Source organism: Vibrio coralliirubri (assembly GCF_024347375.1).
In the GTDB taxonomy this organism is placed as follows: Bacteria; Pseudomonadota; Gammaproteobacteria; order Enterobacterales; family Vibrionaceae; genus Vibrio; species Vibrio coralliirubri.
Genome location: NZ_AP025470.1, coordinates 76,323 through 102,920 on the forward strand (window position 1 = coordinate 76,323; position 26,598 = coordinate 102,920).

The window sequence follows — 26,598 nt, forward strand, 5'->3', positions numbered from 1 at the left end:
ACGAGTAATTCAATCAAATTTAAAAGTTCTCAATGTTTATCTGCTCTTAGTTAATAAGAACGGTATAAACACAACAAACACATTCAAGTGTCTTGTATTCGATTCAAACTTGTTTGAATCACAATTGAGTCCGGCAAACAGTCATTGAGAATTAACCCTTCTTAATGACAACCAAAAACCTTGGTTAGTTGCCATACACTAAGACCCTTTCGGGTTGTATGGTTAAGTGACTAAGCGTACACGGTGGATGCCTTGGCAGTCAGAGGCGATGAAAGGCGTAATAACTTGCGATAAGCCCAGATTAGGTAGTAATAACCTTTTGAGTCTGGGATTCCTGAATGGGGAAACCCACTTACATAAGTAAGTATCCTGTTGTGAATACATAGCAACAGGAGGCAAACCGGGGGAACTGAAACATCTAAGTACCCCGAGGAAGAGAAATCAACCGAGATTCCGAAAGTAGCGGCGAGCGAAATTGGATTAGCCCTTAAGCTTTTAATGAGACAGATGAAGGCTCTGGAAAGTGCCGCAATAAAGGGTGATAGCCCCGTAATCGACATCTCATCATCAGTGAAAACGAGTAGGGCGGGACACGTGATATCCTGTCTGAATATGGGGGGACCATCCTCCAAGGCTAAATACTACTGACTGACCGATAGTGAACCAGTACCGTGAGGGAAAGGCGAAAAGAACCCCTGTGAGGGGAGTGAAATAGAACCTGAAACCGTGTACGTACAAGCAGTAGGAGCACCTTCGTGGTGTGACTGCGTACCTTTTGTATAATGGGTCAGCGACTTAATTTTAGTAGCAAGGTTAACCGTTTAGGGGAGCCGTAGGGAAACCGAGTCTTAACTGGGCGTACAGTTGCTAGGATTAGACCCGAAACCAGGTGATCTAGCCATGGGCAGGTTGAAGGTTGAGTAACATCAACTGGAGGACCGAACCGACTAATGTTGAAAAATTAGCGGATGACTTGTGGCTAGGGGTGAAAGGCCAATCAAACCTGGAGATAGCTGGTTCTCCCCGAAAGCTATTTAGGTAGCGCCTCGGACGAATACTACTGGGGGTAGAGCACTGTTAAGGCTAGGGGGTCATCCCGACTTACCAACCCTTTGCAAACTCCGAATACCAGTAAGTACTATCCGGGAGACACACGGCGGGTGCTAACGTCCGTCGTGGAGAGGGAAACAACCCAGACCGCCAGCTAAGGTCCCAAAGTATAGCTAAGTGGGAAACGATGTGGGAAGGCTCAGACAGCCAGGATGTTGGCTTAGAAGCAGCCATCATTTAAAGAAAGCGTAATAGCTCACTGGTCGAGTCGGCCTGCGCGGAAGATGTAACGGGGCTAAGCTATACACCGAAGCTGCGGCTACGTACCTTAGGGTATGTGGGGTAGGGGAGCGTTCTGTAAGCCGTTGAAGGTGGTCTGTAAGGGCTGCTGGAGGTATCAGAAGTGCGAATGCTGACATGAGTAACGATAAAGGGAGTGAAAAACTCCCTCGCCGGAAGACCAAGGGTTCCTGTCCAACGTTAATCGGGGCAGGGTAAGTCGACTCCTAAGGCGAGGCCGAAAGGCGTAGTCGATGGGAAACAGGTTAATATTCCTGTACTTCTTACAATTGCGATGGGGGGACGGAGAAGGCTAGGTGGGCCTGGCGACGGTTGTCCAGGTTCAAGTATGTAGGCGGGTGGTTTAGGTAAATCCGGACCGCTATTAACGCTGAGATACGATGTCGAGCTACTACGGTAGTGAAGTCATTGATGCCATGCTTCCAGGAAAAGCCTCTAAGCTTCAGATTGTAAGGAATCGTACCCCAAACCGACACAGGTGGTCGGGTAGAGAATACCAAGGCGCTTGAGAGAACTCGGGTGAAGGAACTAGGCAAAATGGTACCGTAACTTCGGGAGAAGGTACGCTCTTATCAGTGAAGTCCCTTGCGGATGGAGCAGACGAGAGTCGCAGATACCAGGTGGCTGCAACTGTTTATTAAAAACACAGCACTGTGCAAAATCGTAAGATGACGTATACGGTGTGACGCCTGCCCGGTGCCGGAAGGTTAATTGATGGGGTTAGACTTCGGTCGAAGCTCTTGATCGAAGCCCCGGTAAACGGCGGCCGTAACTATAACGGTCCTAAGGTAGCGAAATTCCTTGTCGGGTAAGTTCCGACCTGCACGAATGGCGTAATGATGGCCACGCTGTCTCCACCCGAGACTCAGTGAAATTGAAATCGCTGTGAAGATGCAGTGTACCCGCGGCTAGACGGAAAGACCCCGTGAACCTTTACTACAGCTTGGCACTGAACATTGAACCTACATGTGTAGGATAGGTGGGAGACTATGAAACCGCGTCGCTAGATGTGGTGGAGTCGTCCTTGAAATACCACCCTTGTAGTTTTGATGTTCTAACGTTGGTCCCTGAATCGGGATTACGGACAGTGCCTGGTGGGTAGTTTGACTGGGGCGGTCTCCTCCCAAAGAGTAACGGAGGAGCACGAAGGTGGGCTAAACACGGTTGGACATCGTGTGGTTAGTGCAATGGCATAAGCCCGCTTGACTGCGAGAATGACAATTCGAGCAGGTGCGAAAGCAGGTCATAGTGATCCGGTGGTTCTGAATGGAAGGGCCATCGCTCAACGGATAAAAGGTACTCCGGGGATAACAGGCTGATACCGCCCAAGAGTTCATATCGACGGCGGTGTTTGGCACCTCGATGTCGGCTCATCACATCCTGGGGCTGAAGTCGGTCCCAAGGGTATGGCTGTTCGCCATTTAAAGTGGTACGCGAGCTGGGTTTAGAACGTCGTGAGACAGTTCGGTCCCTATCTGCCGTGGGCGTTGGAAAATTGAAAGGGGCTGCTCCTAGTACGAGAGGACCGGAGTGGACGAACCTCTGGTGTTCGGGTTGTCATGCCAATGGCATTGCCCGGTAGCTAAGTTCGGAATCGATAACCGCTGAAAGCATCTAAGCGGGAAGCGAGCCTTGAGATGAGTTTTCCCTGGCGCTATAAGCGTCCTAAAGGGTTGTCGTAGACTACGACGTTGATAGGCAGGGTGTGTAAGTGCTGCGAGGCATTGAGCTAACCTGTACTAATTGCCCGTGAGGCTTAACCATACAACACCCAAGGGGTTTTGTGGACTCAAAGAAATACCAAACGCTTGAATGAGTTTGAAGAGATAGACTTTTAAATCAGTTTTCCGAATTTTAAAATTTGCTTGGCGACCATAGCATTGTGGACCCACCTGATTCCATGCCGAACTCAGAAGTGAAACACAATAGCGCCGATGGTAGTGTGGGGCTTCCCCATGTGAGAGTAGGACATCGCCAGGCTTTAAATTTGAACACTTGTCAGCGACGACAAGTATTCCACTGCGGAGTGGTAGTTCAGTTGGTTAGAATACCGGCCTGTCACGCCGGGGGTCGCGGGTTCGAGTCCCGTCCACTCCGCCACTTATTAGAGAAGCCCTGCTAGAAATAGCAGGGCTTTTTTACATTTGAAGAAAAGTGTTTTCTCCTCAATTAATGATGGTATTAAACGCTCTCACTACTTCGATACATATTAGAAAGCCTAGTCTGACGACTAGGCTTTCGTCGTTTCCAGCACCTGAGTTTATTATTCGTCTTCGAGTTTTGTACAAGCGTTTTTCGTTGTACACGAACTCTGATATTTCGACACTTATTATAAAGCCCTGCTCTTTCTAACAGCACTTGATTACGTTAGTTGATATTTGTCGGCTATTTATTCGATGATTAACTTTTCCAGAACGTCTCGAGAGCTCTATTTCCTACTACTTTGAACTGGCTGATAAAAGCTGCCTCGTTTTTAATAACAAGATTTTTTTGTTCGGTAACTCTGCTATATCCCTTCTACTTAATAGATGGATCTACAAGCAGTTACGTGAACTCCCCGGTTATAACGGTTTATAGTTGGAACATTGATGGCTATTTAATTGTTAATTCAGTGTGACTTTAAGTGGGTATCTGTCTGCGGGTAAATATCTTTAAACGCCTTCTCTCAAGGTGATCTCCATTTACTCTTGAGCTTCTAGGTGTCACTTTTCTCTATGACTCCTCTCGAACCTCTTATAAGGACTTGTTTATAAGAATGGTAAACTACGTACAGACACAATTAAAGTTGTTCTCCGTCTGTTTGAGAAGCTCAGTTGAGCAATTTCATGGTTAGTTGGTTTGTTAGCATTGGGTGGGTAAGGGTTTGAGACGTTTGGTTTATAGCTATTGTAGAAGTTATCTAGGGATAAGTAACAGATACAAAAAAGCCGATGCTAGACATCGGCTTAGTTTGAGTCGCTTAGACTTAAGCGGGTTGAACTAGAGCGAGCGCTTTACGAGAAACCTCGTGAGCTGCTTTCGTTAAGTTTTGCTTCTCTAAGGCGTCAGACAGGTATCCGTAATCTGAAACATTTGAGCGAAGTGCTAGGGCTTTTTCGAAGTGGCTTTGTGCTTCCGCCCACTTCTGCTCTCTTAAGTAGAACTGAGCCAGCGCGCTGTGTGCTTCTGCATTACCACTGTCTTTATTGATTGCACGTTCTAGCATGATCACTACTGGGTGGTGATCGGCTAGGTTCAGTTCTGGAAGCAACATGTAGAGTTCATTTGACCCATTCTTTGCAATGTTCTCTTTGATCACAGTGAAGGCTTCTGAATCAGCTTTACGCGCGATAAGTTGCTTCACAAAGCAGGATACAAGATGCGAACTTTGTTTCTGCTTTCTTGAAAGCTTGTTCCAATGGCTGATTAAACCTTCGCTACCTTGTTGTTGAGCTACATCATGAAGTAATCCACATTGTGCTTTCTGTTCTAATTCACGTTGCTCATCAGCTGTTAGAAGCTTGTTCTTAACTAATTTAGGCGTTAACTCTAGCAATGGTTGCCATAACTTCAGTTGCAAGTAAGTGGCTTTTAACAGGCCAAGTACAGCAGTGTTATTAGGGTATGTGCCTTTTAAAGTAGAAAGCGTATCGAATGCAGCTTCGTAGTTTGACTCACTGATTTGCTGTTTAGCTTTTGTTAGCTCAACCGCCAGTAGAGAGTCGCCCTGTTGGCTAGCAAGCTCGATGTACTTATCACGCTCACTCGTATTACCTTGTTCGTGCGCCGCTTGAGAAGCGACTAAATAACAAAGTAGAGGCATGTCGTGATGGTTAGCCCAACGAGTTACCTTCTTCTCAGCACCTTTCCAGTCACCTTCAAGCAGCTTGATGATGCCTTCATTGGTATAACGACGAGAGCGTTTCAGCTTACGAACACTGAACCAATTCCAAGTTGTCGAGCTTGCGTACATAAGCTTTTTAAATAGGTACTCTAAGCCGAATAGAGCCGCTAGAAGAGCAATGACGAAGATAACCAGTGTTGTCACGCTCATCTCAATGGTCTTATTCGCAATTGAGATCAGAACGTAGCCTTGTTGACCAGAGAACTGAGTACCAACAATTAACCCAGCACCTAGAACGAGAAAAAGAAAAATCCAACGAATCATTATTTTTCCTCCGTGGTCATAACGGTGACTTCACGACGTAGGCGCTCACGTATCACATCTGACAACTCATTTTGAGATTCAAGCTTTACAGGGTATTTCACAGAGATGTTCTGTTCACTTAGCTGTTTAATCGCTTTCTCAAATTCAATCACTGAGTTGTTATCTTGGTTTAGATACGCTTTCGACCACTCGCTAGCGGTATTAAGAGCTGCGCTATAGAGCTCACCTTGTTCTTTGTAGACGGCGCGAATTGCGGTTTCTAATTTACCTTTGATGTTTTCACGCAGGTAGAAGTGTTGTTCAGGAGAGAGTAGAGGGATAACTTCGCCATCACGACTGCGGAATGTGATGAAGTTTTCTGAGAAGTCTTTCATCGACGTCATCAGGTTGTTCTGCCAATCATTAATATCTTGTGATACCGCTTTTTTCTCAACAGCCGCAGCTTCTGGAAGAATCGCATAGGCAAGTGGCAGTGTATCGACTTGCTGTTGCAGGCTTGTGATACGCAGAACTAAGCCGTCACGGTCGATCAGAGGAATGGTACGAAGCTTGGTAATGTCATTGGTCATTGATTGACGCAGTGACACTAAGCTCGGGTCATTCAGTGCTGCGATACGTTGATCGGCACTTTCCATTAACTTGGTTGCACTAACGGCATCATGCTCTAGGAACAGTTTACGTCCTGCTAGTTTCACAAGGTAATCGGCTTCGGCAAGTAACCAGTCATTCGGGCGGCGACCTTTCACGTCAGCGACTGCTAACTGCAGGCTTTGAATACTCTTCTGCTGTTGAGACTGTACGACCTGAGTTTTCTCCACCGCGTGTGACGCTTCTTGGATAGTCTCTTGCTTGATGGTTTGTAGGTCTTTATTTACTGCAGATTGGGTATTTTGCAGTTGTGCTTGAAGAGCAGCGATTTGAGCCGAGTATTCAGCGCTCTTTTGCTGCATTTGAAATGCGATACCGCCACTGAAGATAATTGAAATAGCGATCGCAATAGCGCCTAGTTTGACACCGCGCTTACCTTGCTTTTCTGCTTTCTCAATTTGCTCTTGATGCTCAGCTTGAGGCTGCTCATTTTTAGCGGTATTTGACGCAGAGGCATCAAGCTTCTGTTCAGGCTGTTTTGTCTCTGTAGAGTCAGCTTTTTCGTTTTCAACAACTACTGGCTGAGTATCTTGTTTCTTTTCAGGTTCAATATGCTCATTATTTTTTTTGCTTGTCATGCTTATTTCCTGTTTCTAGCTAGGGCCGGAGAGCAGCCAGTAATATTTGGTTCGTAGCACTGTGAGTATTGGTCACATTCGAGAAACCGAGTTGTTGTGCTCGTTCTACAATGCGCTGGCTTGGGACAAATAGATGTCTTGTTGAAAGCCAAGCCAAATACTCATCAGGGGTAATTGAGCAGAGATACTCCAATTGTTCCTGACTAGTGATGACAACTTTGGACGTTTTTTTGTTTATCCATGTTTGATAGGTATTGTGGTCGCTAATAGGAATATATTCTCTACGGTAGGTCTCACAATAAGAGACTTGTGCACCTCGATTGAGTAGAGAATCTCTAATGAGCTCACGCCCACCATTACCACGTAGTATCAAAATGGACTTATTTTCTACGCCATTAAGTTCAGTAAGTTTAAGAAGATGTTCACTATCACTAACTTGAGGGTAGTTTACTTTTTGTTTACAGACTTTGCTTAAAACGTGCGCAGTTTTTTGACCAACGCCAAGATAAAGCGGCGAAGTGGGCCAAATGGATGAGGTTTTCGAAAGGATGTTTTGGGCAGCCGTCACGGCGTGGTGACTGACTGCAATAATGATATCGCTGTTATTAAGCTGGGTGCTTAAATCCGCAGAGTTTGGATTATCAACGATACGAATCAGCGGATGATGGATTGCTTGAATACCTTCATCCGCTAGTTGTTGGCAAAGCGATTGTCCCTCAGAACCGGGACGTGTCACCAACACTGCCATGATTATTCTTGGTCAGCGTAGAGCTTGGTTAGGATTTCTCTTGCACCATCATCCAGCAATTGATTTGCCAGAGTCACGCCAAGTGCTTCTGCATCTTTACGAGGGCCTGAGATCTCACCACGAACCATCTTAGAACCGTCCGGTTCACCAACTAATGCACGTAGCCAGATGTTGTCGTCATCTAATAGTGAATAGCTACCGATAGGCACCTGGCAACCACCTTCTAGAGTAAGGTTCATTGCACGTTCGCAAAGTACGCGATCAGCCGTGTCTTTGTGATTCAGCGGCTCAAGAAGCTTGATTAGACGTTCATCATCTAGACGACATTCAATACCAACGGCACCTTGGCCGACAGCCGGTAGAGACTGTTCTGGTTCGATGAAACTACGAATACGCTCTTCTAGCTCTAGGCGCTTAAGGCCTGCCGCAGCCAGCACGATCGCATCGTATTGACCATCATCGAGTTTACCTAGACGAGTACCAACGTTGCCGCGCAGCTCTTTGATGATGAGGTCAGGGCGGTATTCTAACAGTTGGCATTGGCGACGCAGGCTACATGTACCTACGACAGCACCTTGTGGGAGTTCGTCGATGTTGTTGTAAGTGTTTGATACGAAAGCGTCACGCGGATCTTCGCGCTCACAAATCGTTACCAGACCTAGACCTTCAGGGAAGTCGACAGGTACATCTTTCATTGAGTGAACGGCTAGGTCAGCACGACCTTCTAGCATTGCTACTTCAAGTTCTTTAACGAACAACCCTTTACCACCCACTTTAGCAAGCGGAGTATCGAGGATGATGTCACCTTTGGTCACCATAGTTACCAACTCAACCTCTAAACCAGGGTGAGCAGCTTGCAGTGCATCCCTTACAAAGTATGCCTGCCAAAGGGCAAGAGGGCTTTTTCTGGTCGCGATACGGATTGGTGCTGAATTTGTCATGGTGTTTCCGATATAGGTTCTGTAATAGCCTAATCCTACCATTATGAGGCGAGAATTCTTACTGTTTGATCATTCCATACTTTGATAGCTGAGAGATTTTCATGAGTTCACCAAAATAGTGTGATTGGTATCTCATTTGAAACATGGGCTATTATTAGAAATAGTCAATAAAGAGGACACTACGGCGCCGTGAGTTTAACTTTCTGTCATCAAGGAATTGACCAGTATGACGGGTTCCTTTGCTTTACCATTAAGGGTAAAAGTGTTAAATTGATCACGTTTTGTTGCTCCTTTCGTTCAGTAACTAAACAGAACTGCACTTAACCTCAAACCAAGGACTTACCTTGCAGGCTTACACTCAAACTTTGATTCAACGATTAGACAATCTAAATCAGCAGCGCATTGATCGTGCGTTGGCGTTGATGAATGTGCAAGGCCAGCGAGTATTCAACCTTATTCCCGCACTGCTTCACTTCAATCACCCGATGATGCCTGGTTATTATGACCAACAAGTTCCTTTTGGAATTCGTAGCTTCACGCTTAATGAATTCCAAAAGCAATTTGTCTCTGATACCGAATTAACGCTGGGTGGCAAACTCACCGAGGCGGATGAACCTGCAATCCTTGGCTTGTACACCATGGGTAGTACTTCTTCTATTGGTCAAAGTACTTCAAGTGATCTTGATATCTGGGTGTGTGTTTCCCCGGATATGGATGGCGCCTCTCGCGATAGCCTAACTAACAAGTGTTTGCTGATTACCGATTGGGCTGAAACCTTAGGAGTAGAAGCGAACTTCTTCTTGATGGATGAAGAGCGTTTTCGCTCGAATCATTCTGAAGAGATGACAGGCGATAACTGTGGTTCTTCACAGCATTTATTACTGCTTGATGAGTTCTATCGCTCTGCGGTTCGTTTGGCTGGTCAACGTTTGTTGTGGCAAATCATTCCGCCAGAAATGGAAGAGTGTTACGACGAGTATGTTCAAGGCTTGTGTCAGGATGGTTATCTTGATTGCTCGCAGTGGATCGATTTCGGCAAGCTGAATCGCATTCCCGCTGAAGAGTACTTTGGTTCAAACCTGTGGCAGCTTTATAAGAGTATCGACTCACCGTATAAATCGGTTTTGAAGGCGATCTTGTTAGAGGCCTATTCATGGGAATACCCAAACACCCAACTGCTGAGTATTGATACCAAGCGTCGCTTCTTCGCGGATGAACCGGATCTGTACGGCATGGATAGCTACTATCTGATGCTTGAAAAGGTAACGCGCTACCTAGAACGCATTAACGACCACACTCGATTGGACTTAGTAAGACGCTGTTTTTATCTTAAGACCCACGAAAAGTTGTCACGAGATGCAGGCATTGGTTCTGTCGCGTGGCGTCGTGAAGCCTTAACCGAGATGACTAAATCTTGGAATTGGGGACATGAAACCATTGCTGAGCTCGATAACCGCCGTAACTGGAAGGTTGAGCAGGTTAAAGTGGTGCACCATGCGCTGCTTGATGCCTTGATGCTGAGCTACCGTAATCTGATTCAATTTGCGCGTCGTAACGACATTACTTCGGCAATCAGCCCGCAAGATATCAGTATCTTGGCACGTAAGCTTTACGCTGCGTTTGAGGTCTTGCCAGGTAAAGTGACGCTACTGAACCCACAAATCTCTCCGGATCTGCATGAACCAGACTTGAGCTTCATCGAAGTTCGTCAGGGTCAGTCCAACAAAGCAGGTTGGTATCTGTATAAACAGCCGTTGGTTGCGCATCGTATTCTTGGTCAGCCTTCACTAGAGCACCATGAGTACTTGAGTAAGCTGGTTGCTTGGTCATTCTTTAATGGCTTGATTACTGAATCGACTCGTTTGCACTCTGTGGTTCGTGACGCTCACATTGATATCGATAAGTTCTATCAAATGGTGAGCGACCTGCGTAATACGTTTTCTTTGCGTAAGCGTCGCCCAAGTATGCAAGCACTGGCGAGCCCTTGTGAGATAAGCCAGCTAGCGATGTTCATCAACTTTGAAAATGACCCGACGTCTGAATTAAGTGGTCGTGCATTAAAAGTGGATCTTAAGAACGCCGATATCTTCAGCTTTGGTGAAGAAGGTAAGAGCTTAGTCGGCAGTGTCGACTTGGTTTATCGTAACTCTTGGCATGAAGTACGTACGCTGCATTTCCAAGGTGATACGGCAATGCTGGATGCGCTGAAGACGGTACTTGGCAAAATGCACCAAGATGCGCTGCCACCAGAGTCGGTTGATGTGTTCTGTTACAGCAAAAACCTGCGTGGTGTGATGCGTAACATGGTGTATCAACTGCTTGCTGAGTGTATCGATTTACGATTGAAACCGATTGAACCTGAGAAGCGCCGCCGCTTTAAGGCTATTCGTTTAGCTAATAAGATGTTTGGACTATTCTTCGAGCGTCGTGGTGTGTCGGTACAGATGTTGGAAAACTCGGTCGATTTCTACCGTAGTATCTCAACCAACAAGCTCAAGGGCTCACCTTTACTGATGCTCGACAAAGAGCAAGAGTATCAGCTGCCAGAAGTCGTCGATGGTTTTGCAAGTGAGGGCTTGATTCAGTTCTTCTTCGAAGATACTGATAAAGGCTTCAATATTTATGTATTGGACGAGTCGAACCAAGTTGAGGTGTATCACCAATACAGCGGTGAAAAAGATGAGATGATCGCGAGCGTGAATTCTTTCTACACGTCGGTAAAAGATGAGTCGAAGATGTCGTCTAAGTTGATTAACTTTAATCTACCTCAGTACTACCAAATCGTTCATCCTGAAGAGGGCAATTCTTACGTTGTGCCTTATCGTAATGATGCAACTTTAGCTTCTCGGAGCTCAAAGATAGTCAACATCTAGTCTTACTAAGACTGATTGATATTAAAAAAGGAGTGATTGATTCACTCCTTTTTAGTTTTGCTTACAAATGATTAGACCCAATCGATCGCTTCACCTGCGTGCTTCACGCATTCTTCTTTAACCATCTCAAACAGCTCCATGCCCGTCTTTGAACATGTCCACTTGTCGTCAACTAGCTTGAAGTGAAAGCCACCAGACTTAGACGCTAACCAGATTTCTTTCATTGGTTCTTGGCGGTTAATGATGATTTGGCTGCGGTTCTCAAACTCCAGCGTCATCACGTTACCAGTCACTTCGTAATCAATATCTGCCTCTGATTCATCGATAGCTTCTTCGATGTTTTGCATCTGTATATCGACCAGCTGATGAAATTCAGTCTCGTTCATCCTTTCTATCCTATTGCTTTTCCTGAGTGTGGTGCGATTATAGGGGGCATTGAGTTAATAATCACGATATGCAAAATGAAAAAATTAATTACTGCTCTATTTATGCTGTCCGTTATTGGACTTTCTGGTTGTGGTCAAACGGGTCCTTTGTACGATCCTGATGAAGTTCAGCAGACCGAACAATCACAATAAGTGAAAACACGCAGAAATCGTTATTTATAAGGGATAAGAACTTTGGATTACTTCAACTATCAGGAAGATGGCCAGCTTTGGGCTGAGGACGTCGCACTTTCACAACTAGCAGAGCAATATGGTACACCGCTGTATGTATATTCTCGTGCAACATTAGAACGCCACTGGAATGCGTTTGATTCATCGGTTGGTGAGCATCCGCACTTGGTGTGTTATGCCGTTAAAGCTAACTCGAACCTTGGCGTGTTGAATACTTTGGCTCGTTTGGGCTCAGGTTTCGATATCGTTTCTGGCGGTGAGCTAGAGCGTGTGGTTGCTGCCGGTGGCGATCCAGCAAAAGTTGTATTCTCTGGTGTCGGCAAAACAGCCGCTGAAATGAAGCGTGCGCTTGAGTTGAACATTAAGTGTTTCAACGTAGAGTCTGAACCAGAACTAGAGCGACTGAATAAAGTAGCTGGTGAGCTTGGTGTTAAAGCGCCGATTTCACTGCGTATCAACCCAGACGTTGATGCCAACACTCACCCTTATATCTCTACTGGTCTGCGTGATAACAAGTTTGGTATTGCTTTCGACCGTGCTCCTGCTGTCTATGAGTTTGCAAAAACACTCGATAACTTGTCTATCCATGGTATTGATTGCCACATTGGTTCTCAGCTAACGGATATCGAACCTTTCATCGATGCAACCGATCGCCTGCTTGCGCTGATCGACCAGCTACGTGCTAACGGTATCAACATCAAACACCTTGATGTCGGTGGCGGCTTGGGTGTGGTTTATCGTGATGAATTACCACCACAGCCTTCTGACTACGCGAAAGCCTTATTGGCTCGCCTAGACAATCATTCTGATCTAGAGCTGATTTTCGAGCCTGGAAGAGCGATTGCTGCTAACGCTGGTGTATTATTAACGAAAGTCGAGTTCCTCAAGCCAACAGAGCACAAGAACTTTGCCATCATCGATGCAGCAATGAACGACCTAATGCGCCCAGCACTTTACCAAGCTTGGCAGGATATTGTTCCTGTGAGCCCTCGTCAGGGTGAGGCTGTGACTTACGATTTGGTTGGCCCAATCTGTGAGACAGGCGATTTCCTAGGTAAAGATCGTGACCTTGTTCTTGAAGAAGGTGATCTGCTAGCAGTTCGTTCAGCGGGTGCTTATGGCTTCGCGATGTCATCTAACTACAACACTCGTTCGCGTGCGGCTGAAGTGATGGTGGATGGCGATAAAACTCACTTGGTTCGTCAGCGTGAAGAGCTTACGAGTCTGTGGGAACTTGAAAACATTCTTCCGGAGTAATTTTAAGCGTTATGCACTTCCACTTTTCTAAAATGCATGGTTTGGGCAATGATTTCATGGTCGTGGACTGCATTACTCAAAATATTTTCTTTTCTCCAGATTTGATCCGTCGTTTGGCGGATCGTCATACTGGCGTGGGCTTTGATCAGCTACTTGTGGTTGAGGCTCCCTATGATCCAGAAACTGATTTCCATTACCGCATATTCAATGCAGATGGCAGTGAAGTGGAGCAGTGTGGCAATGGTGCTCGTTGTTTTGCACGATTCGTTCGCATGAAAGGCTTAACGAATAAGTACAGCATTAACGTGAGTACCAAGAAAGGTAAAATGGTTCTCAAGATTGAAGAGAATGACCTGATCACGGTGAACATGGGTATTCCTGAGTTCGAACCCGGTAAGATTCCATTCAAGGCCAAGCAGCCAGAGAAGACGTATATCTTAAGAACGGATGTACACACCTTGTTCTGTGGTGCGGTAAGCATGGGTAACCCACATGTGGTTACCGTGGTTGATGATGTCGACACGGCTGATGTGGACACCTTGGGCCCGCTACTTGAATCACATGAACGCTTCCCTGAGCGTGTTAATGCTGGCTTTATGCAGGTCGTTAACCGTGAAGAAGTTCGCTTGCGTGTTTACGAGCGCGGCGCGGGTGAAACTCAGGCTTGTGGTAGCGGTGCGTGTGGTGCTGTTGCAGTGGGTATTACTCAAGGTTTACTGGCTGAGAATGTGAAGGTTCGTCTACCTGGCGGTGACTTACACATTAGCTGGCAAGGCCCGGGTAAACCTCTGTTTATGACTGGCCCTGCAACGCATGTGTTTGATGGTCAACTTTCTTGTTAACAACGACCCAAAACAAATAGATTCATAAAAATAAAGGATAGGTTTTGTCTTACGTTGAAGCCGACGCACTCACCGCAGAAGTGGTCGCGGAATATTTACGTGATAACCCAGATTTTTTCCAAGACCGAAAAGATTTGGTTGATCGCCTTGCTATCAATAACGTTGAGCAGGGCGCTGTTTCTCTGGTTGAGGTTCAGCTTAAACGCCAGCGTCATCGAATCGAAGAGCTTGAAGAAGAGATCACTGGCTTGATGTCGTTGGCAGCAAATAACGATAAAACCTTCTATGAGTTTATGGATCTGCAAGCGCAAGTGCTGAAATGCAGTGACTTTATGCAGGTGATAAAAGCCGTTGAACAAAAAGCGTTAGATCTTGGGCTTAAGGCTCATGTTCGAATTCTTTCGCAATCTGGCTTTTATCAGTTGAGTGCTGAGGGTTACTCTAAGTTTTCGCTTAACCATTTCAATGGCAAAGATGCTTATCTTGGGCGCTTGAGAAAAGCCGACAGACACGATTTGTTTGGTGATTATCCAGTTCCAGAGCTAGGCTCTTATGTAGTACTACCGCTTGCTAAGCAGTCTCCATTGGGTTTGCTCGCCTTTTCTAGTGAAGATGGCGGACATTTCCAACCCCATATGGATACGCTCTTTTTACGCCATTTAGCACTTGTTGTCGCTCATTTGGCGGACACCTTACCTTGGCAGATAAATAATGAGCCTAGAGCCCAAAATACCTCTTCCTAACAGCCTTCAAAAGCCACTTTCTCGCTTCTATGAATATCTCAGAAGCGAGAAGGGACTCAGCCTACACACCCAACGTAATTACAAACAACAACTTGAAACCATGGCCGGTCATTTAGTCACGCTCGGACTTAAAGACTGGGGTCAAGTCGATGCGGCGTGGGTCAGACAACTAGCCAGCAAAGGCATGCGTGAGGGAATGAAAGCGAGCAGCATCGCGACTCGCTTATCGTCATTGCGCAGCTTCTTTGATTTCCTTGTGTTGCGTGGCGAAATGACCGCCAATCCAGCTAAAGGTGTCTCTGCACCTCGCAAACAACGCCCTTTGCCTAAAAACCTCGATGTTGATGAAGTGGGTCAACTGCTTGATGTGAATGAGGACGATCCATTGTCGATTCGTGATCGAGCGATGATGGAGGTGATGTATGGTGCTGGATTACGACTGGCAGAACTGGTCGGTATCAATCTCAAAGATGTGTTGGGTCGACAAGGCGAAATCCGAGTGATTGGTAAAGGCGACAAAGAACGCAAAGCGCCTTTTTCTGGTTTAGCTAAAGAGTGGGTCGATAAATGGCTCAAAGTTCGTGGTGAATTGGCTTCACCGGGTGAAAGCGCGCTGTTTGTCTCTAAGCTCGGGACTCGTATCTCTCACCGTAGCGTGCAAAAGCGCATGGAAGAGTGGGGCAAGAAGCAATCTGTCGCAAGCCACATCAGCCCGCATAAACTGCGTCACTCCTTTGCAACGCATGTGCTGGAGTCGAGTCAAAACCTTCGTGCTGTGCAAGAGTTGCTTGGCCATGAAAACATCTCGACGACCCAAGTGTATACCCACTTAGATTTCCAACACTTAGCACAAGCTTATGATCAGGCTCACCCGAGAGCTCGTAAGAAGAATAAAGATTAGATTAAAGGGTTTACTATGCGAATTTATCGAGGGTTAAAGCCCATCAAAGCCATGACCTTTGACTTGGATGACACCCTGTATGACAACTGGCCTGTGATCATGAAGGTTGAGAAAGAGATGGCACAGTGGCTTTATCAAAAGCACCCAGTGTCGGCTTCTTTATCGCTTGAAGAGTGGCAGGGCATTAAGCAGCAAGTCGCATCTGAAAACCCAGCTTTGAAACATGATGTCACCGTGTGGCGTGAAACTCAGATTAAGAGTGGTTTGCTGCAACTGGGTTACTCTCTGCAGCAAGCAGAACAAGCGGCTCGAGAGGGCATTGAGCATGCCTTATGGCTGCGCAATCAAGTCGACGTTCCTCAAGAAACGCATCGAGTGATGACTGAGCTTAGCCAGCGTATTCCTCTGGTTGCGATTACCAATGGCAATGTCGACCCACACAAGATTGGCTTAGGGCAGTATTTTCAATTAATCCTTAAAGCCGGCCCTGATGGCAGAGCAAAACCCTACCCAGATATGTTTGAAAAAGCTCAGCAACACCTAGATTGCGACGCTGCGAATATTCTTCATGTTGGTGACCACCTTAAAACGGATGTCTATGGAGCCAAGCAAAATGGCTTCCAAGCGTGCTGGTTTAATGACACTGGTTCCAATTTATACCGCTCCCCGAAGGCGAGTGTGCTCCCTGATGTTGAAATAGACCAACTTAGCGATCTTATGCGACTAATTTAATGGCTCGGTAAGCTTATTGTGTCGCATTTATGATAGTGAATTGTTACATTAGTCGCCTATAAAAGCCTGATTAGGCTAGGATAATTGGCGACTACTTTTTATCGATTCATTTCAGTCATAGCAGTGGTTGCGGGTTGTTACTTCACTCGATTTTGAACAAGGGTTGGCATGCAAACATTTACATTTCTCGCAAATACTGAGGCGTTATTTAGAGCTCAATTTGATCAGCGAGAATGGTGTGACAGCAAACAGTACCTTATTCAAATTTTCTCAGCTCAATCTTCAGATCTAGCTCGTCAAATCGCGTGTGTTGCCCTCAATCGTTTAAATAATGCGACGCTAATTGGCCAGAGTGCTCGTCATGTTATCTGTGATAATTGCCTTGAAAGTGCATGCACCTTAGTCATCATCAGTGAGTTCAACGAAACCCATCTAACCTCTGCGGTCCAGCCTTTTTCCGGCAATCCAAATCAAGACAGCCAAGACTTAGCTTTTCAGCTGCGCCTTACAGAAGACACCAAAACGGTCATCAGTTTGTGCGATCAAGTTGAAGGGCGTGATTATCCTATCTATAGCGCTTTTGAAAATTTGCCTTACGCCTTGCCGATTGCTGGTGGACTGTGCCATGAGAATGAATTTGGCCGTTGGGTTATGTATAACGAGCAGACCTACCAGCACGCCTGTGTTGCGGTGGCTCTGACTAACCCAAGATTGAAGGTTTGGTCGGACGCGTACTCTGAGTGGAACCCGATTGGGATGAAGCTACGAGTCACACATGCCGTTGGAAATCGCTTATACGCTTTGAACGACAAGCCGGCTATCGAAGTATTCAAACATTACCTTGCGGATGGCAAAGACCTTCCTTTTAGCCAGCTGATGAGCTTTCCGCTTTATCGAGAACTTGGCAGAAAGAAGGGTATCTCGACGCCGCTACGTATTAATGATGATGGCAGTATCGAGTTTGATAGCCCTTGGCACGTCGGTGAAGAGGCGCAGTTTTGTTATAACCACCCATCTCTTACTGCAGAAAAGGTGCGCCACGGGGCCGAGATGCTAGCCATGCATCAGCCTGAATCGGTGATCATTTATAACTGCGTATCTCGACTTGAATTTATCGACAGCAAACTTGAGCTCAAGCCGTTTGAAGGGATAGTGAATACATGTGGTGCCTACTGCATGGGGGAGCTATACCGTAATGAAGACCGCCAAGAGATACTGCACCACAGCCTGACTTATATCGCTATGCGTGAGTCTGACGAGATTAAAGAGTTTCATTGTGAAGACTTTCAGTGCGGCTCAACCGTGTCGCCGTTGCTTAACCTTGTCAGAAATGCAGTCGCTGATCTCGACAGTATGAATACTCAGATGGAGAAAAAACTCCATCAACAAGCGCGTCGCTTAACCGAAAGCTATCGCATTGACTCGCGTACTGGTTTGCCGAACCGTATCGTATTGAAAGAACGCCTCAATACGATTCTGTTTAGTGAACACTTACTCACGTTAAAGCTCACGAATTTCCATCAAGTTAATGAAAAATACGGCTATCAGGTGGGTGATCAGTTACTGCTTGATCTGTCTAATCACTTTATCGAGCGATTGCAGCTTCGTGTCGTGAAAGAGCCTCGCGTGAAGGTTGAGCTGTTCAGTATTGGTGTCGGAGAGTGGGCGATTATTTTTAATGCCAGTGTTGGTAGTACGAAAATAAAAGAAGGTTTCGTTGAGTTCGCCGATGACATCGAACACATAAATTTTGAGCCGTATGGTTTGGCTGATATTGATTACCTGTCAGTTTCTCTGTGTGGCGGCTTTGCTAGTCGTTGTGATTTCTTAACCGACAGCGGTGACGAGATCTTATTGAAAGCGATCGAAGCTCGACGCTATGGAGTACGTAACAATACCCACATCACCAATGCCAAAGACATTCAGGTGAGCGAAGAGGACCGCAAAGAGCAACTTGGTTGGTTGAGCTGTGTGAGCCGTGCGATTTTAGATCAGAACATCATCACCTATTCACAGCCGATTGTGGAATCGGGTACGCACGAAATGATTGGCCAAGAGTGTTTGGTCAGAATCATGGAGTCGGACGGTACCATTGTGCCACCAGGAAAGTTCTTACCTATCATTGCTGACACCCACCTTTATACGCGCCTTAGTCGACACATGATTAAGAGCACTATTGGCTATATGGCGGATAAGCAGAGCTCGTTTTCTATCAATCTATCCCCACAAGATTTGTTGAGCGACAAGACGCTTGAGGTTCTTGAAGCTGCGATCAGTGGCATGAACGATCCCACTCGACTAGGTTTAGAGGTTCTCGAGTCAGAACAGATTAAAAATTATGGCCGCATGATTGAGGTGTGTGATCACTTTCGCGCACTCGGAGCGAGAATTATTGTTGATGACTTTGGCTCTGGTTATTCCAATATTGATGAAATCATTAAGCTAGAGCCGCAGATCATTAAGCTCGACGGTAGCTTGATTCGTAATATCGACAAAGACCAAAAACAAAGAAACATCGCTTCTCAGTTGGTTCGTTTGTGCCAAGTGTTCAATGCCAAAACGGTCGCTGAATTTGTCCATAACCAACAAGTTTGTGAGATAGCAGAGCAAATGGGTGTTGATTATCTGCAGGGTTACTACTTTGGTGAGCCTAAGCGACTGTTTTAGCTGTTAAAGCTTCCAGCATTGTGTAACTACTGACGATAAAAGTACTGCGCCGCCATTAATGACTGCTTTTTGGCGGAATGAATGATGTCTAACTAAGGTCACATTATTCATAACACTATCGTAAGTATTCCGTGCAAGCCTTATCTATAATAAGCACAATAACAAATCATTAACGTAACGATTAATGTGAATATGCAGTCGACTTCTCTCCTGATACAAGACATTGAGCAAACCCAACGTGAATTGGAAAAGATAGATTTTCATCAACATGAAAGCCTTCTGATTCAGGTGTTTTCGTCTTTCGAGAAAGGTTCTGTTTTGGCTGCCTGCCAAGTGATTCAATCGACTTTTCCCAATGCCAAATTGATTGGTTGCAGTGCTAACCACTACATCAGCCAAGGTGTCATCCTGCACCAAGGTCTTTATCTGATTGTTACCCGCTTTGACGCGACGTCTTACTCTTGTGGTGTTGTCGAATATAGCGAACAACCATTACTCGATAGCCACGCTATGTGGCAACAGCTTGAGTGCAATGATAATACTCAAAGTATCATCTGTTTCGCAGACCGCTTGCAGATAAATAACCGAGATCTATTTTCAGCGTTTGAGCAGTCGAGATATTCATTACCTATCTGTGGCGGTGCATCGACCATCACAGATAATGGACGTTGGGTGATGTTAGACGGCATTTGCTATGAAAATGCCTATGTGATGTTGGCGCTGCACAGTGGCGAGCTCTCCATCGCTAAGGGTTATTACACTGAATGGAATCCGATTGGTCGGACTTTCCGGGTGACAGGTGCTCAAGAGAACCGGTTGCTGGAGTTGGATGGGATGCCTGTTCGTGAACTCTATAATCGTTACCTCGCTGATGGCCTCGAAGTACCTTTTGAGCAACTGCATAACTTTCCCTTGATGGTCGGTGACCCGAAAGAGCAAAACATTCACTTACCGCTCAAGGTAACGGAAAGTGGGGAGATAGAATTCAGCGGCCTGTTCCAAGTGGGCGATGAGGTCCGGTTTTGTTATGACCATCCATCATTAACCCTAGAGCAAATACGACTGGGCGTTCAACAGATCGCTTCTCATAGACCAGAACAGTTCTTCATTTACAACTGCACCTCTCGTATCGACTTTATCGATGGTAACCAAGAGGTTGAGGTTTTCCAAAAATTGGCCGACAGCTATGGCGTTTACTGCATGGGAGAACTTTATCAAGAGAATAGCCAACAGCGAATCTTGCACCATAGCCTCACTTACCTTGCGCTTAGAGAAGGCGAGGGTAAGGCGGTATTGCCATTAGAGACACAACCCGCGACCAACATATCCCCTCTGTTTTCATTGATCCGAAATGCACTGCTTGATGTCGATGACATGAACAACAGCATGGCGAGTAAGATTCAGCAGCAAGCCACCGCATTGACGGCAAGTTACCGAATTGATCACCGTACTGGCTTACCCAATCGCAGTGTGTTGCGTGAGAAGCTATCAAAGATGAGCAGTGACAGCCACTTGTTAGCTTTGAAGGTCACGACCTTTGGTCAGATCAATGAGAAGTATGGATATCGAGTGGGTGACAAGCTTCTACATGACTTGAGTGAGTACTTTCAAAAGGCGCTGTGGCAGTTCTTTGATGAGGGCTGTCAGCTCTACAGTATCGGTATTGGTGAGTGGGCGGTGGTGTTTGATAGTTGGGCGAACCAAGAACATATTCACCAGCGATTCTCGGAATTTGCTGATCAAACCGAGCATGTGAATTTTGAGCCTACCGGTTTACCCGATATTGATTACTTGTCGGTGTCTATCTGTGCGGGTATTGCCAGCCGTCGAGATTTCCCGACTACCTCTATTGATGACTTATTGTTGAAGGCGATTGATGCGCGGCGCAGCGCAGTCAGCCAGAACAAACACCTAGTGAGCGCCAAGGCACTCATTCAATTGGAGAAACATCGTCAAGAGCAACTTGGTTGGCTGTCGTGCGTGAGTCGCGCGGTGCTTAATCAGAATATTGTGGCGTGTTCTCAGCCCATAGTCTCAGCACACAGTCATCAGGTAGAGAGCTACGAGTGTTTGGTTCGAATTGAAGAGGACGGTCAGCTGATTGCACCGGGTAAGTTCTTACCAATCATTGAAGGAACCCATCTCTATACACGCCTCAGTCGTCAGATGATAACGCGCACCTTCGATTTTATGAGTCAGCGAACCGATTCGTTCTCAATTAATTTAGCGCCACAAGATTTCAGCAATGAGAAAACCATTCTTCACCTTGAGCAAGCCATCAAGAAAATCAGTCACCCACAGCGTATTGGCTTAGAGGTGTTAGAAACGGAACAAATTCAGGATTACGGTCGCTTGATTGAGGTGTGTAATCACTTCCGCGATCTTGGTGTGAATATTATTGTTGATGATTTTGGTTCGGGCTATTCGAACATTGATGAGATATTGAAGCTAGAACCACAGGTGATCAAGCTTGATGGCAGTTTGATTCGCAATATTGATAAAGATAAAAAGCAGCGCAAGATCGCTCAGCAGTTAGTGAGCTTATGTCAGATTCTGAATGCTAAGACGGTGGCGGAGTTCGTTCATAACGAACAGGTGTGTCGTATTGCTGAAGACATGGGGGTCGATTACTTGCAAGGGTATTACTTTGGCCAACCTCAGCGTTTGTTTTGATGGAGCGAGCGTTTCACGTGAAACACTGATTGGTTCAATAACGAAAGTACGATGTAAAAAGGGTGAGCTTATGGCTCACCCTTTTTGTTTTCAGTACTTGTCCCGTCCTGAAATGTGTTTATTGCCTTCGCGAGCGCCTGTTTGGTCGGTCTATTTGAGGGCGTGGCCACACTTGTCGGCGTGGAAAACTTTTAGATACTGTTGGTAGTAGTCATCAATGAGCTTGGCAGGTTCGCTTTCACCTAAAGACTTGAGTAGCTCAATACCCACTTCACAAGTACACAAGTGGCCGCTGTCTTGATTGCGGCGCAAGGTGTAAGAGGATTCGCTGGTGATGTCGAGGTGAACTTGCGGAACGGCTTGTAACCACGAGCTCTTGTTAAGCATCTTCTTCGCTTCTTGCCATGTGCCATCCAAGATGATGAATAGCGGCTTACGACTCTGGGCTTGGGTCATCACGGCTTGCTGGCACTCGATACTTTGAGCACTTGGGAATAGCAGAAACGGTTGTCGTGTTTCATCTTCAAGTAGCGCGATGAGCTCCGCTGGTGGTGTTTTCCTTTGCCATACAATGGACTGACACTGCTCAAGGGATTGCTGAAGCAGCTTTCCGGTATTGGTATCGCGCGACAGTTCATTCTCATGAGTGAGCAGTACAAGATCGATTTGGCTTTCGACACTAGGTATCAGGTGACAAATACATTGGTGAGTAAAGCCACAACCAGGGCAAGCTTGTTGGTTACTCATGTTTACAGCTTCACTCCACTTTGTGCGGGTGAGATACCATCAGCAAACAAAACCACGTCGCTGATATCAGCATCATCTGCAACTGGAGCGACACTTGGGTTTAGCGGGTAGCTGACTCCAGAGTATGACAGTGTGTGATTCGCCGGTGTTGCACCGCCGCCACTGACGTTGAAGATCAGATCCTGCCAGCCATGGTTTTGCGATTTACCTAAGCGTATGTCGCCCTTAACCAGTGTCACTCGGCTATTGAAGCGCCAGTTATCTTGATGGTTTTCGAAAATTAGCAGTGTACAGCCACCAGAACCACACCAATCGAGTTGGGCGAACAGCTCTTCTTTACCGTCGCCGTTGAGATCGTAAGTTAACCAGCGGTACTTGGTATCGTCAGGTGAGCTGTTGTTGATCTTAAAATATTCTCGGATCGCTTGGTCGACTTTTGGATCAAGTTGATCACTGGAGTTGACCTGCTTTGCGGTTAGATCAACGTTAGCTTTGGTGTTTACTTGTGCTTGCGCACTCTTAGCTTCGAATAGCACCAGACCGCCATTGGCAATCGGATAGACCACGTTGCCCACTTTCTCTTTTTCAGCGATTAGCTTGCCATTATCGAGTGTGAAGATGCGCTCGGAGATCAAATACTGTTGCTGGTGGCGAGTCATAACCACTTGTACCTGATTTTGGTTCAGTTGCTGCCAGAAGCCTTGTTCAACAATAGAAGGGTCTCCATTGCTGTATGAATAAGTCGTGATAGCACTGTGGTCATTGTTGAGTTCAAGGTTGATAGAGAACCCTGAGTTTTGCGTTGAGCTAGCGAAGTAGAGTCCGCTCCAATCCAGTGTTGGATCTTGGTTAGAGACCGTCGCACAACCATTATAGTCACTGTCATTGAGGTTAAGCTTGGCATGCCATCCATAGATAGAATCGCTCATGCCGTCGCTGCAGCTCTCTTTCGTAAGGTTGAGTTTGCCTTGTGCTGCTTTACCTTCTAATTGGTAATCACGGCTGCTCGATGTGGTGCGGCTTGATTCAATATCGAGGGTCTGTGGCTGTTCGCCCATCTTAGTGTATTTGAGCTGGTCTTTATCGAAGGTTGCTGACCAGAAGGGTTCATTACCAAATACTCGTGTTGAACGCAGTGGTTGGTCGCAGCGCTCTGGGTTCTCTGCGGTTAGGATGTTCACTTGATCAACCACGAAACGGGCTGTGAAGTCTGCATTATACCCCGTTTGGCTCGGCACGGTTAGGTGACCAATCAGCTCGCCATATAAAGCTTGGTAAGGTCTCGTTGAGAGCCCTTGTGCTTCTAGCGCTAACTCTGGAGATAAGTCTAACCAGTATTGTTGTTGGCTGCCGCAAGGCGTGAAGGTTCGACTTTCGTGACCAACCACCACCTGACCACGCATGATGAAGGTTTGCGGTTGAATGCTTAGTGGCTCATCCAAGGTTGCTGGGGGCAGTTCCGGTTGTTGCGGCGTATCAGGTGCCGTAACACAGCCTTGTAGAGCGAACGCGACTAGCCATGTCACTGGGTTTTTCATTACCTTCATGTTATATCTTCCTCGGAGCAACCGTTAATTGGATTTATTATGGCATATTGGTTATTTAAAACAGAACCCGACACTTTCTCTATTCAGACCCTGAGAGTACAAAAAACCTCTTGTTGGGAGGGTGTACGCAACTATCAGGCTCGAAACATGATGCGTGATGACGTCAAGCTTGGAGATTTGGTGATGATATACCACTCATCATGCAAAAAAGTTGGCGTAGCGGGGATCGCTAAAGTAACCAGAGGAGCCTACCCAGACCACTTTCAGTTCGACCCAGAGAGTGATTACTACGATCCTAAGTCTTCACCCGATAACCCGCGCTGGATTATGGTGGATGTCGAGTTTGTGCGAGTGACTGAGCGCTTGATTCCTTTGGCTACGCTTAAAGCCATGCCTGAACTCTCCGAAATGCCATTGGTGAAACGCGGTAATCGCTTATCGATCATGCCGGTTACCGAACAAGAGTGGCAGGCAATCTTAAGTAAAGAAGTGCTAGGTTCTCGATAGCGTTAGAGAGAGCTTTTTACGTAAGGTTCAAAAAAGGCAGCCAGTTGGCTGCCTTTTTATTTATTCAGATCTGTTCGACGAGCGAGATTAGAGCAGGTGCTTTTCTAGGTAGTGAGCAACAGCATCGTCTGCGTTACTGCCAATCACTTCATTGTCTGGCAGAGCTTTCATCACTTTCTCATGTGATGTACCCATGATTAGACCTTTACCTGCCATAGCCAGCATTTCAGCGTCGTTCATGCCATCACCAAACGCAACACAGTTGTCCAGTGTCAGGTTCAGTGATTTCGCAACAGCGTCTAGGGCGTGGCCTTTAGAGACTTCAGCGGCCATCACTTCCAGACACCAAGGTGTAGAGAAGGCGATGTTCAGTTTGTCGCCAAAAGCATCTCTTAGCTTTTGTTCAAACGTGACGAGATATTCGTGGTCTTGTTCTGGATGTGTGAAGAAGACTTTCGCGATGCCTTCGCTTGGTGCGTTTTCAGCTTCAAAGCGCTTGTAGCTAAAGCCAGATTCGCTGTGGAATTTAGCCAACATTTCATCTTCACGGTCTAGTAGCCAATCTTCATTCTGGTACATGTGAATAAAGAGGTTTGGATCTTGGCGCACAATATCAATAACCGGCTGAACGAGTTCCTGAGGTACGTTCTGGCTATACATCAGTTGATCATTCTGGTCATGCACGCGTGCACCGTTTGAAGTGATCATGTACGCCGGAATGCCTGCGATCTGACGAATACCCGCTACATCGACGTGGTGACGACCCGTTGCGAAGATGAAGGTATAACCTTGGTCGTGTAATTTCTTAAGCGTTAGCTTGGTAAAGTCGCTTAGCTGATGGTTGGGAGCCAAAAGCGTACCATCTAAATCAGAAGCAACAATTTTCACGGAATCTTTTAGTGCAGGAATACTCATTTAACCCTCATTGCAAAATGCTTAACCAATATTGACGCTAGCCAGCGCTAGAATCGTTTTAAATACAATATCTCTAGGTAGAAATTGTATGCCAAATTCATGCAAGAAAAGAGGGCAAAGCTCACTTACTTCTCTTCCTCTTTAGCGCTTATTTTCTTGGTCGGTTGCTTAGCCTATTAGCTTTAGGCGAAAAACTGATTGATCGCATCCAGTGCTTGATTGCGATATTCATCTTGCTCAAACAACACCTCATGTCTAGAACCCTCAACCAACTTAAACTGACAATCAGAGTTGGTTTTCTTCAGCTTAGAGATGAACTTTACTTGAGCACTGTTACTGACAATCTTTTCGTCCCCAGCTTGAATCAATAGCAGAGGGATCTTGATTTGACGAGTTTGTTGAATCGCTTGCTTGGAGGCCATTAACCCTTGCCACACCCAACGCGTGCTTGGTCCACCCACCTGCAAAGATGGAGACTCGTCATATAAGCGACGGAACCACTGATAACGAACCTTGCTGTGGCTTAGTAAGTTGTTTTCAAAAGGCTTCGAATAATATGCTTGCTGGCCCGGCGCGTAAGTCGGCTTGGCATAAAAAGCGGTGAGCACTTGTCCAACGATCATCGCGATAGGTTTCAGGTACCACTCGGTATTGATACCAAACATCGGAGCGCACAGAGTCACCTTATCAAATGGGTGGTCTGGATGAGTTTGTAGGTAGCGGGTGGCTATGGTGCTGCCCATTGAGTGTGCGAGCAGGTAGCGATTGGAATACTTACTGAGATCGAAACTGGCAATGACGTCAGACATGTCAGATGCATAATCATCAAACTCATGAATGTGACCAATGTCAGAGTCTGTTACCATACGCTCAGACTGGCCTTGACCTTGGTGGTCAAATGAATAAACGTCATAGCCTTGTTGATAGAAATCATAAAAAAGTTCTTGGTATTTTTGGCAGCACTCAATGCGGCCATTTGAAATAACAATCGCCTTGGTATGAGTCTCTGAAGTCAGGCTACACCAGTACAGCTTCTTTTTACCGGATGTTGTTACATACCCATCTTTTCGTTGTTGCCAAAGGGTGGGGATCGGGTGTTTAATCGCTTGCTCGAATTGAGGTTCTTGCGTGTACGAAATCGGGGCGCCGCTGTGGTTTTCCATGG

At 46.2% G+C, this 26,598-nt stretch carries 19 protein-coding genes, 1 tRNA gene and 2 rRNA genes; 13 read left to right on the forward strand and 9 right to left on the reverse strand.

Features of this window, described 5'->3' with window-relative positions:
• Nucleotides 1–220 precede the first annotated feature (220 nt).
• The 3 genes from OCV20_RS00345 to OCV20_RS00355 all read left to right on the forward strand — a co-directional run bounded on the left by OCV20_RS00345 (nucleotide 221) and on the right by OCV20_RS00355 (nucleotide 3,450).
• Nucleotides 221–3,114, forward strand: a 23S ribosomal RNA gene (locus OCV20_RS00345).
• 100 nt (nucleotides 3,115–3,214) lie between these two features.
• A 5S ribosomal RNA gene (gene rrf, locus OCV20_RS00350) occupies nucleotides 3,215–3,330 on the forward strand.
• A 43-nt stretch (nucleotides 3,331–3,373) separates the two neighbouring features.
• A tRNA-Asp gene (locus tag OCV20_RS00355) sits at nucleotides 3,374–3,450 on the forward strand.
• Between the two features lie 865 nt (nucleotides 3,451–4,315).
• On the opposite strand, the gene OCV20_RS00360 is transcribed toward OCV20_RS00355, so the two are convergent.
• From OCV20_RS00360 to hemC, 4 genes are read right to left on the reverse strand one after another with little or no spacing between them, the layout of a single operon-like run.
• Nucleotides 4,316–5,497 carry a heme biosynthesis protein HemY gene (locus OCV20_RS00360; RefSeq protein WP_086775800.1) on the reverse strand — a complete coding sequence of 394 codons (1,182 nt, stop codon included), beginning with the start codon at nucleotides 5,495–5,497 and terminating at the stop codon, nucleotides 4,316–4,318.
• Nucleotides 5,497–6,723, reverse strand: coding sequence for a uroporphyrinogen-III C-methyltransferase (locus OCV20_RS00365; protein WP_086775801.1), 1,227 nt, complete (start codon nucleotides 6,721–6,723; stop codon nucleotides 5,497–5,499). Before OCV20_RS00365 ends, OCV20_RS00360 begins: the two co-directional genes overlap by 1 nt.
• Before the next feature lie 19 nt (nucleotides 6,724–6,742).
• Entirely contained in the window at nucleotides 6,743–7,471 is a 729-nt protein-coding gene (locus tag OCV20_RS00370) for a uroporphyrinogen-III synthase (RefSeq protein ID WP_086775802.1), read from the reverse strand.
• 2 nt (nucleotides 7,472–7,473) lie between these two features.
• Entirely contained in the window at nucleotides 7,474–8,412 is a 939-nt protein-coding gene (gene hemC, locus OCV20_RS00375; protein ID WP_050622207.1) for a hydroxymethylbilane synthase, read from the reverse strand.
• A gap of 344 nt (nucleotides 8,413–8,756) precedes the next feature.
• Here hemC and OCV20_RS00380 point away from each other — a divergent pair, with 344 nt between their 5' ends.
• A complete protein-coding gene (locus OCV20_RS00380) occupies nucleotides 8,757–11,285 on the forward strand; it encodes a class I adenylate cyclase (protein ID WP_017063755.1) in 2,529 nt (842 codons plus the stop codon).
• A gap of 71 nt (nucleotides 11,286–11,356) precedes the next feature.
• Here OCV20_RS00380 and cyaY read toward each other — a convergent pair whose 3' ends face one another.
• Nucleotides 11,357–11,671 carry an iron donor protein CyaY gene (gene cyaY / locus OCV20_RS00385; RefSeq protein ID WP_017061010.1) on the reverse strand — a complete coding sequence of 105 codons (315 nt, stop codon included), beginning with the start codon at nucleotides 11,669–11,671 and terminating at the stop codon, nucleotides 11,357–11,359.
• 75 nt (nucleotides 11,672–11,746) lie between these two features.
• Between cyaY and lptM the strand changes: the two genes are divergently transcribed.
• From lptM to OCV20_RS00425, 8 genes are all read left to right on the forward strand, one after another.
• Nucleotides 11,747–11,863, forward strand: a complete 117-nt coding sequence (lptM, locus tag OCV20_RS25915; protein ID WP_063524726.1) for an LPS translocon maturation chaperone LptM — start codon at nucleotides 11,747–11,749, stop codon at nucleotides 11,861–11,863.
• 42 nt (nucleotides 11,864–11,905) lie between these two features.
• The gene (gene lysA, locus OCV20_RS00395; RefSeq protein ID WP_017061012.1) at nucleotides 11,906–13,159 is read left to right on the forward strand and encodes a diaminopimelate decarboxylase; all 1,254 of its coding nucleotides are present in this window, start codon (nucleotides 11,906–11,908) and stop codon (nucleotides 13,157–13,159) included.
• 11 nt (nucleotides 13,160–13,170) lie between these two features.
• Nucleotides 13,171–14,001 carry a diaminopimelate epimerase gene (dapF, locus tag OCV20_RS00400; protein WP_017061013.1) on the forward strand — a complete coding sequence of 277 codons (831 nt, stop codon included), beginning with the start codon at nucleotides 13,171–13,173 and terminating at the stop codon, nucleotides 13,999–14,001.
• A gap of 44 nt (nucleotides 14,002–14,045) precedes the next feature.
• A complete protein-coding gene (locus tag OCV20_RS00405; RefSeq protein ID WP_017061014.1) occupies nucleotides 14,046–14,744 on the forward strand; it encodes a DUF484 family protein in 699 nt (232 codons plus the stop codon).
• Nucleotides 14,713–15,645, forward strand: coding sequence for a tyrosine recombinase XerC (xerC, locus tag OCV20_RS00410; protein WP_019825207.1), 933 nt, complete (start codon nucleotides 14,713–14,715; stop codon nucleotides 15,643–15,645). The genes OCV20_RS00405 and xerC overlap by 32 nt, the downstream gene beginning before the upstream one ends.
• A 15-nt stretch (nucleotides 15,646–15,660) precedes the next feature.
• Nucleotides 15,661–16,377, forward strand: coding sequence for a 5-amino-6-(5-phospho-D-ribitylamino)uracil phosphatase YigB (gene yigB / locus OCV20_RS00415; RefSeq protein ID WP_086775803.1), 717 nt, complete (start codon nucleotides 15,661–15,663; stop codon nucleotides 16,375–16,377).
• Nucleotides 16,378–16,545: 168 nt separating this feature from the next.
• Nucleotides 16,546–19,044, forward strand: coding sequence for a bifunctional diguanylate cyclase/phosphodiesterase (locus OCV20_RS00420; protein WP_086775804.1), 2,499 nt, complete (start codon nucleotides 16,546–16,548; stop codon nucleotides 19,042–19,044).
• 192 nt (nucleotides 19,045–19,236) lie between these two features.
• A complete protein-coding gene (locus tag OCV20_RS00425; protein WP_086775805.1) occupies nucleotides 19,237–21,717 on the forward strand; it encodes a bifunctional diguanylate cyclase/phosphodiesterase in 2,481 nt (826 codons plus the stop codon).
• Between the two features lie 150 nt (nucleotides 21,718–21,867).
• Here OCV20_RS00425 and OCV20_RS00430 read toward each other — a convergent pair whose 3' ends face one another.
• Nucleotides 21,868–22,464: a tRNA-uridine aminocarboxypropyltransferase gene (locus tag OCV20_RS00430; protein ID WP_086775806.1), complete on the reverse strand. Its 597-nt coding sequence runs from the start codon at nucleotides 22,462–22,464 to the stop codon at nucleotides 21,868–21,870.
• Between the two features lie 2 nt (nucleotides 22,465–22,466).
• Entirely contained in the window at nucleotides 22,467–24,011 is a 1,545-nt protein-coding gene (locus OCV20_RS00435) for a COG3650 family protein (protein ID WP_086775807.1), read from the reverse strand.
• Between the two features lie 39 nt (nucleotides 24,012–24,050).
• Here OCV20_RS00435 and OCV20_RS00440 point away from each other — a divergent pair, with 39 nt between their 5' ends.
• Nucleotides 24,051–24,518 carry an EVE domain-containing protein gene (locus OCV20_RS00440; RefSeq protein ID WP_086775808.1) on the forward strand — a complete coding sequence of 156 codons (468 nt, stop codon included), beginning with the start codon at nucleotides 24,051–24,053 and terminating at the stop codon, nucleotides 24,516–24,518.
• An 87-nt stretch (nucleotides 24,519–24,605) separates the two neighbouring features.
• Here OCV20_RS00440 and OCV20_RS00445 read toward each other — a convergent pair whose 3' ends face one another.
• Together OCV20_RS00445 and OCV20_RS00450 are read right to left on the reverse strand one after the other, a co-directional pair.
• Nucleotides 24,606–25,433: a Cof-type HAD-IIB family hydrolase gene (locus OCV20_RS00445; RefSeq protein ID WP_017061022.1), complete on the reverse strand. Its 828-nt coding sequence runs from the start codon at nucleotides 25,431–25,433 to the stop codon at nucleotides 24,606–24,608.
• Between the two features lie 182 nt (nucleotides 25,434–25,615).
• On the reverse strand, nucleotides 25,616–26,596 hold the full coding sequence (locus OCV20_RS00450; protein ID WP_086775809.1) for an alpha/beta fold hydrolase: 981 nt from the start codon (nucleotides 26,594–26,596) through the stop codon (nucleotides 25,616–25,618).
• Nucleotides 26,597–26,598: the final 2 nt, after the last annotated feature.

Excerpts from the sequence above, each read along its gene's own strand:
- OCV20_RS00360 (WP_086775800.1), bottom strand. The coding sequence starts at position 5,497 with ATGATTCGTTGGATTTTTCTTTTTCTCGTTCTAGGTGCTGGGTTAATT.
- OCV20_RS00365 (WP_086775801.1), bottom strand. The coding sequence starts at position 6,723 with ATGACAAGCAAAAAAAATAATGAGCATATTGAACCTGAAAAGAAACAA.
- OCV20_RS00370 (WP_086775802.1), bottom strand. The coding sequence starts at position 7,471 with ATGGCAGTGTTGGTGACACGTCCCGGTTCTGAGGGACAATCGCTTTGC.
- hemC (WP_050622207.1), bottom strand. The coding sequence starts at position 8,412 with ATGACAAATTCAGCACCAATCCGTATCGCGACCAGAAAAAGCCCTCTT.
- cyaY (WP_017061010.1), bottom strand. The coding sequence starts at position 11,671 with ATGAACGAGACTGAATTTCATCAGCTGGTCGATATACAGATGCAAAAC.
- lptM (WP_063524726.1), top strand. The coding sequence starts at position 11,747 with ATGAAAAAATTAATTACTGCTCTATTTATGCTGTCCGTTATTGGACTT.
- dapF (WP_017061013.1), top strand. The coding sequence starts at position 13,171 with ATGCACTTCCACTTTTCTAAAATGCATGGTTTGGGCAATGATTTCATG.
- xerC (WP_019825207.1), top strand. The coding sequence starts at position 14,713 with ATGAGCCTAGAGCCCAAAATACCTCTTCCTAACAGCCTTCAAAAGCCA.
- yigB (WP_086775803.1), top strand. The coding sequence starts at position 15,661 with ATGCGAATTTATCGAGGGTTAAAGCCCATCAAAGCCATGACCTTTGAC.
- OCV20_RS00420 (WP_086775804.1), top strand. The coding sequence starts at position 16,546 with ATGCAAACATTTACATTTCTCGCAAATACTGAGGCGTTATTTAGAGCT.
- OCV20_RS00425 (WP_086775805.1), top strand. The coding sequence starts at position 19,237 with ATGCAGTCGACTTCTCTCCTGATACAAGACATTGAGCAAACCCAACGT.
- OCV20_RS00430 (WP_086775806.1), bottom strand. The coding sequence starts at position 22,464 with ATGAGTAACCAACAAGCTTGCCCTGGTTGTGGCTTTACTCACCAATGT.
- OCV20_RS00435 (WP_086775807.1), bottom strand. The coding sequence starts at position 24,011 with ATGAAGGTAATGAAAAACCCAGTGACATGGCTAGTCGCGTTCGCTCTA.
- OCV20_RS00440 (WP_086775808.1), top strand. The coding sequence starts at position 24,051 with ATGGCATATTGGTTATTTAAAACAGAACCCGACACTTTCTCTATTCAG.
- OCV20_RS00445 (WP_017061022.1), bottom strand. The coding sequence starts at position 25,433 with ATGAGTATTCCTGCACTAAAAGATTCCGTGAAAATTGTTGCTTCTGAT.
- OCV20_RS00450 (WP_086775809.1), bottom strand. The coding sequence starts at position 26,596 with ATGGAAAACCACAGCGGCGCCCCGATTTCGTACACGCAAGAACCTCAA.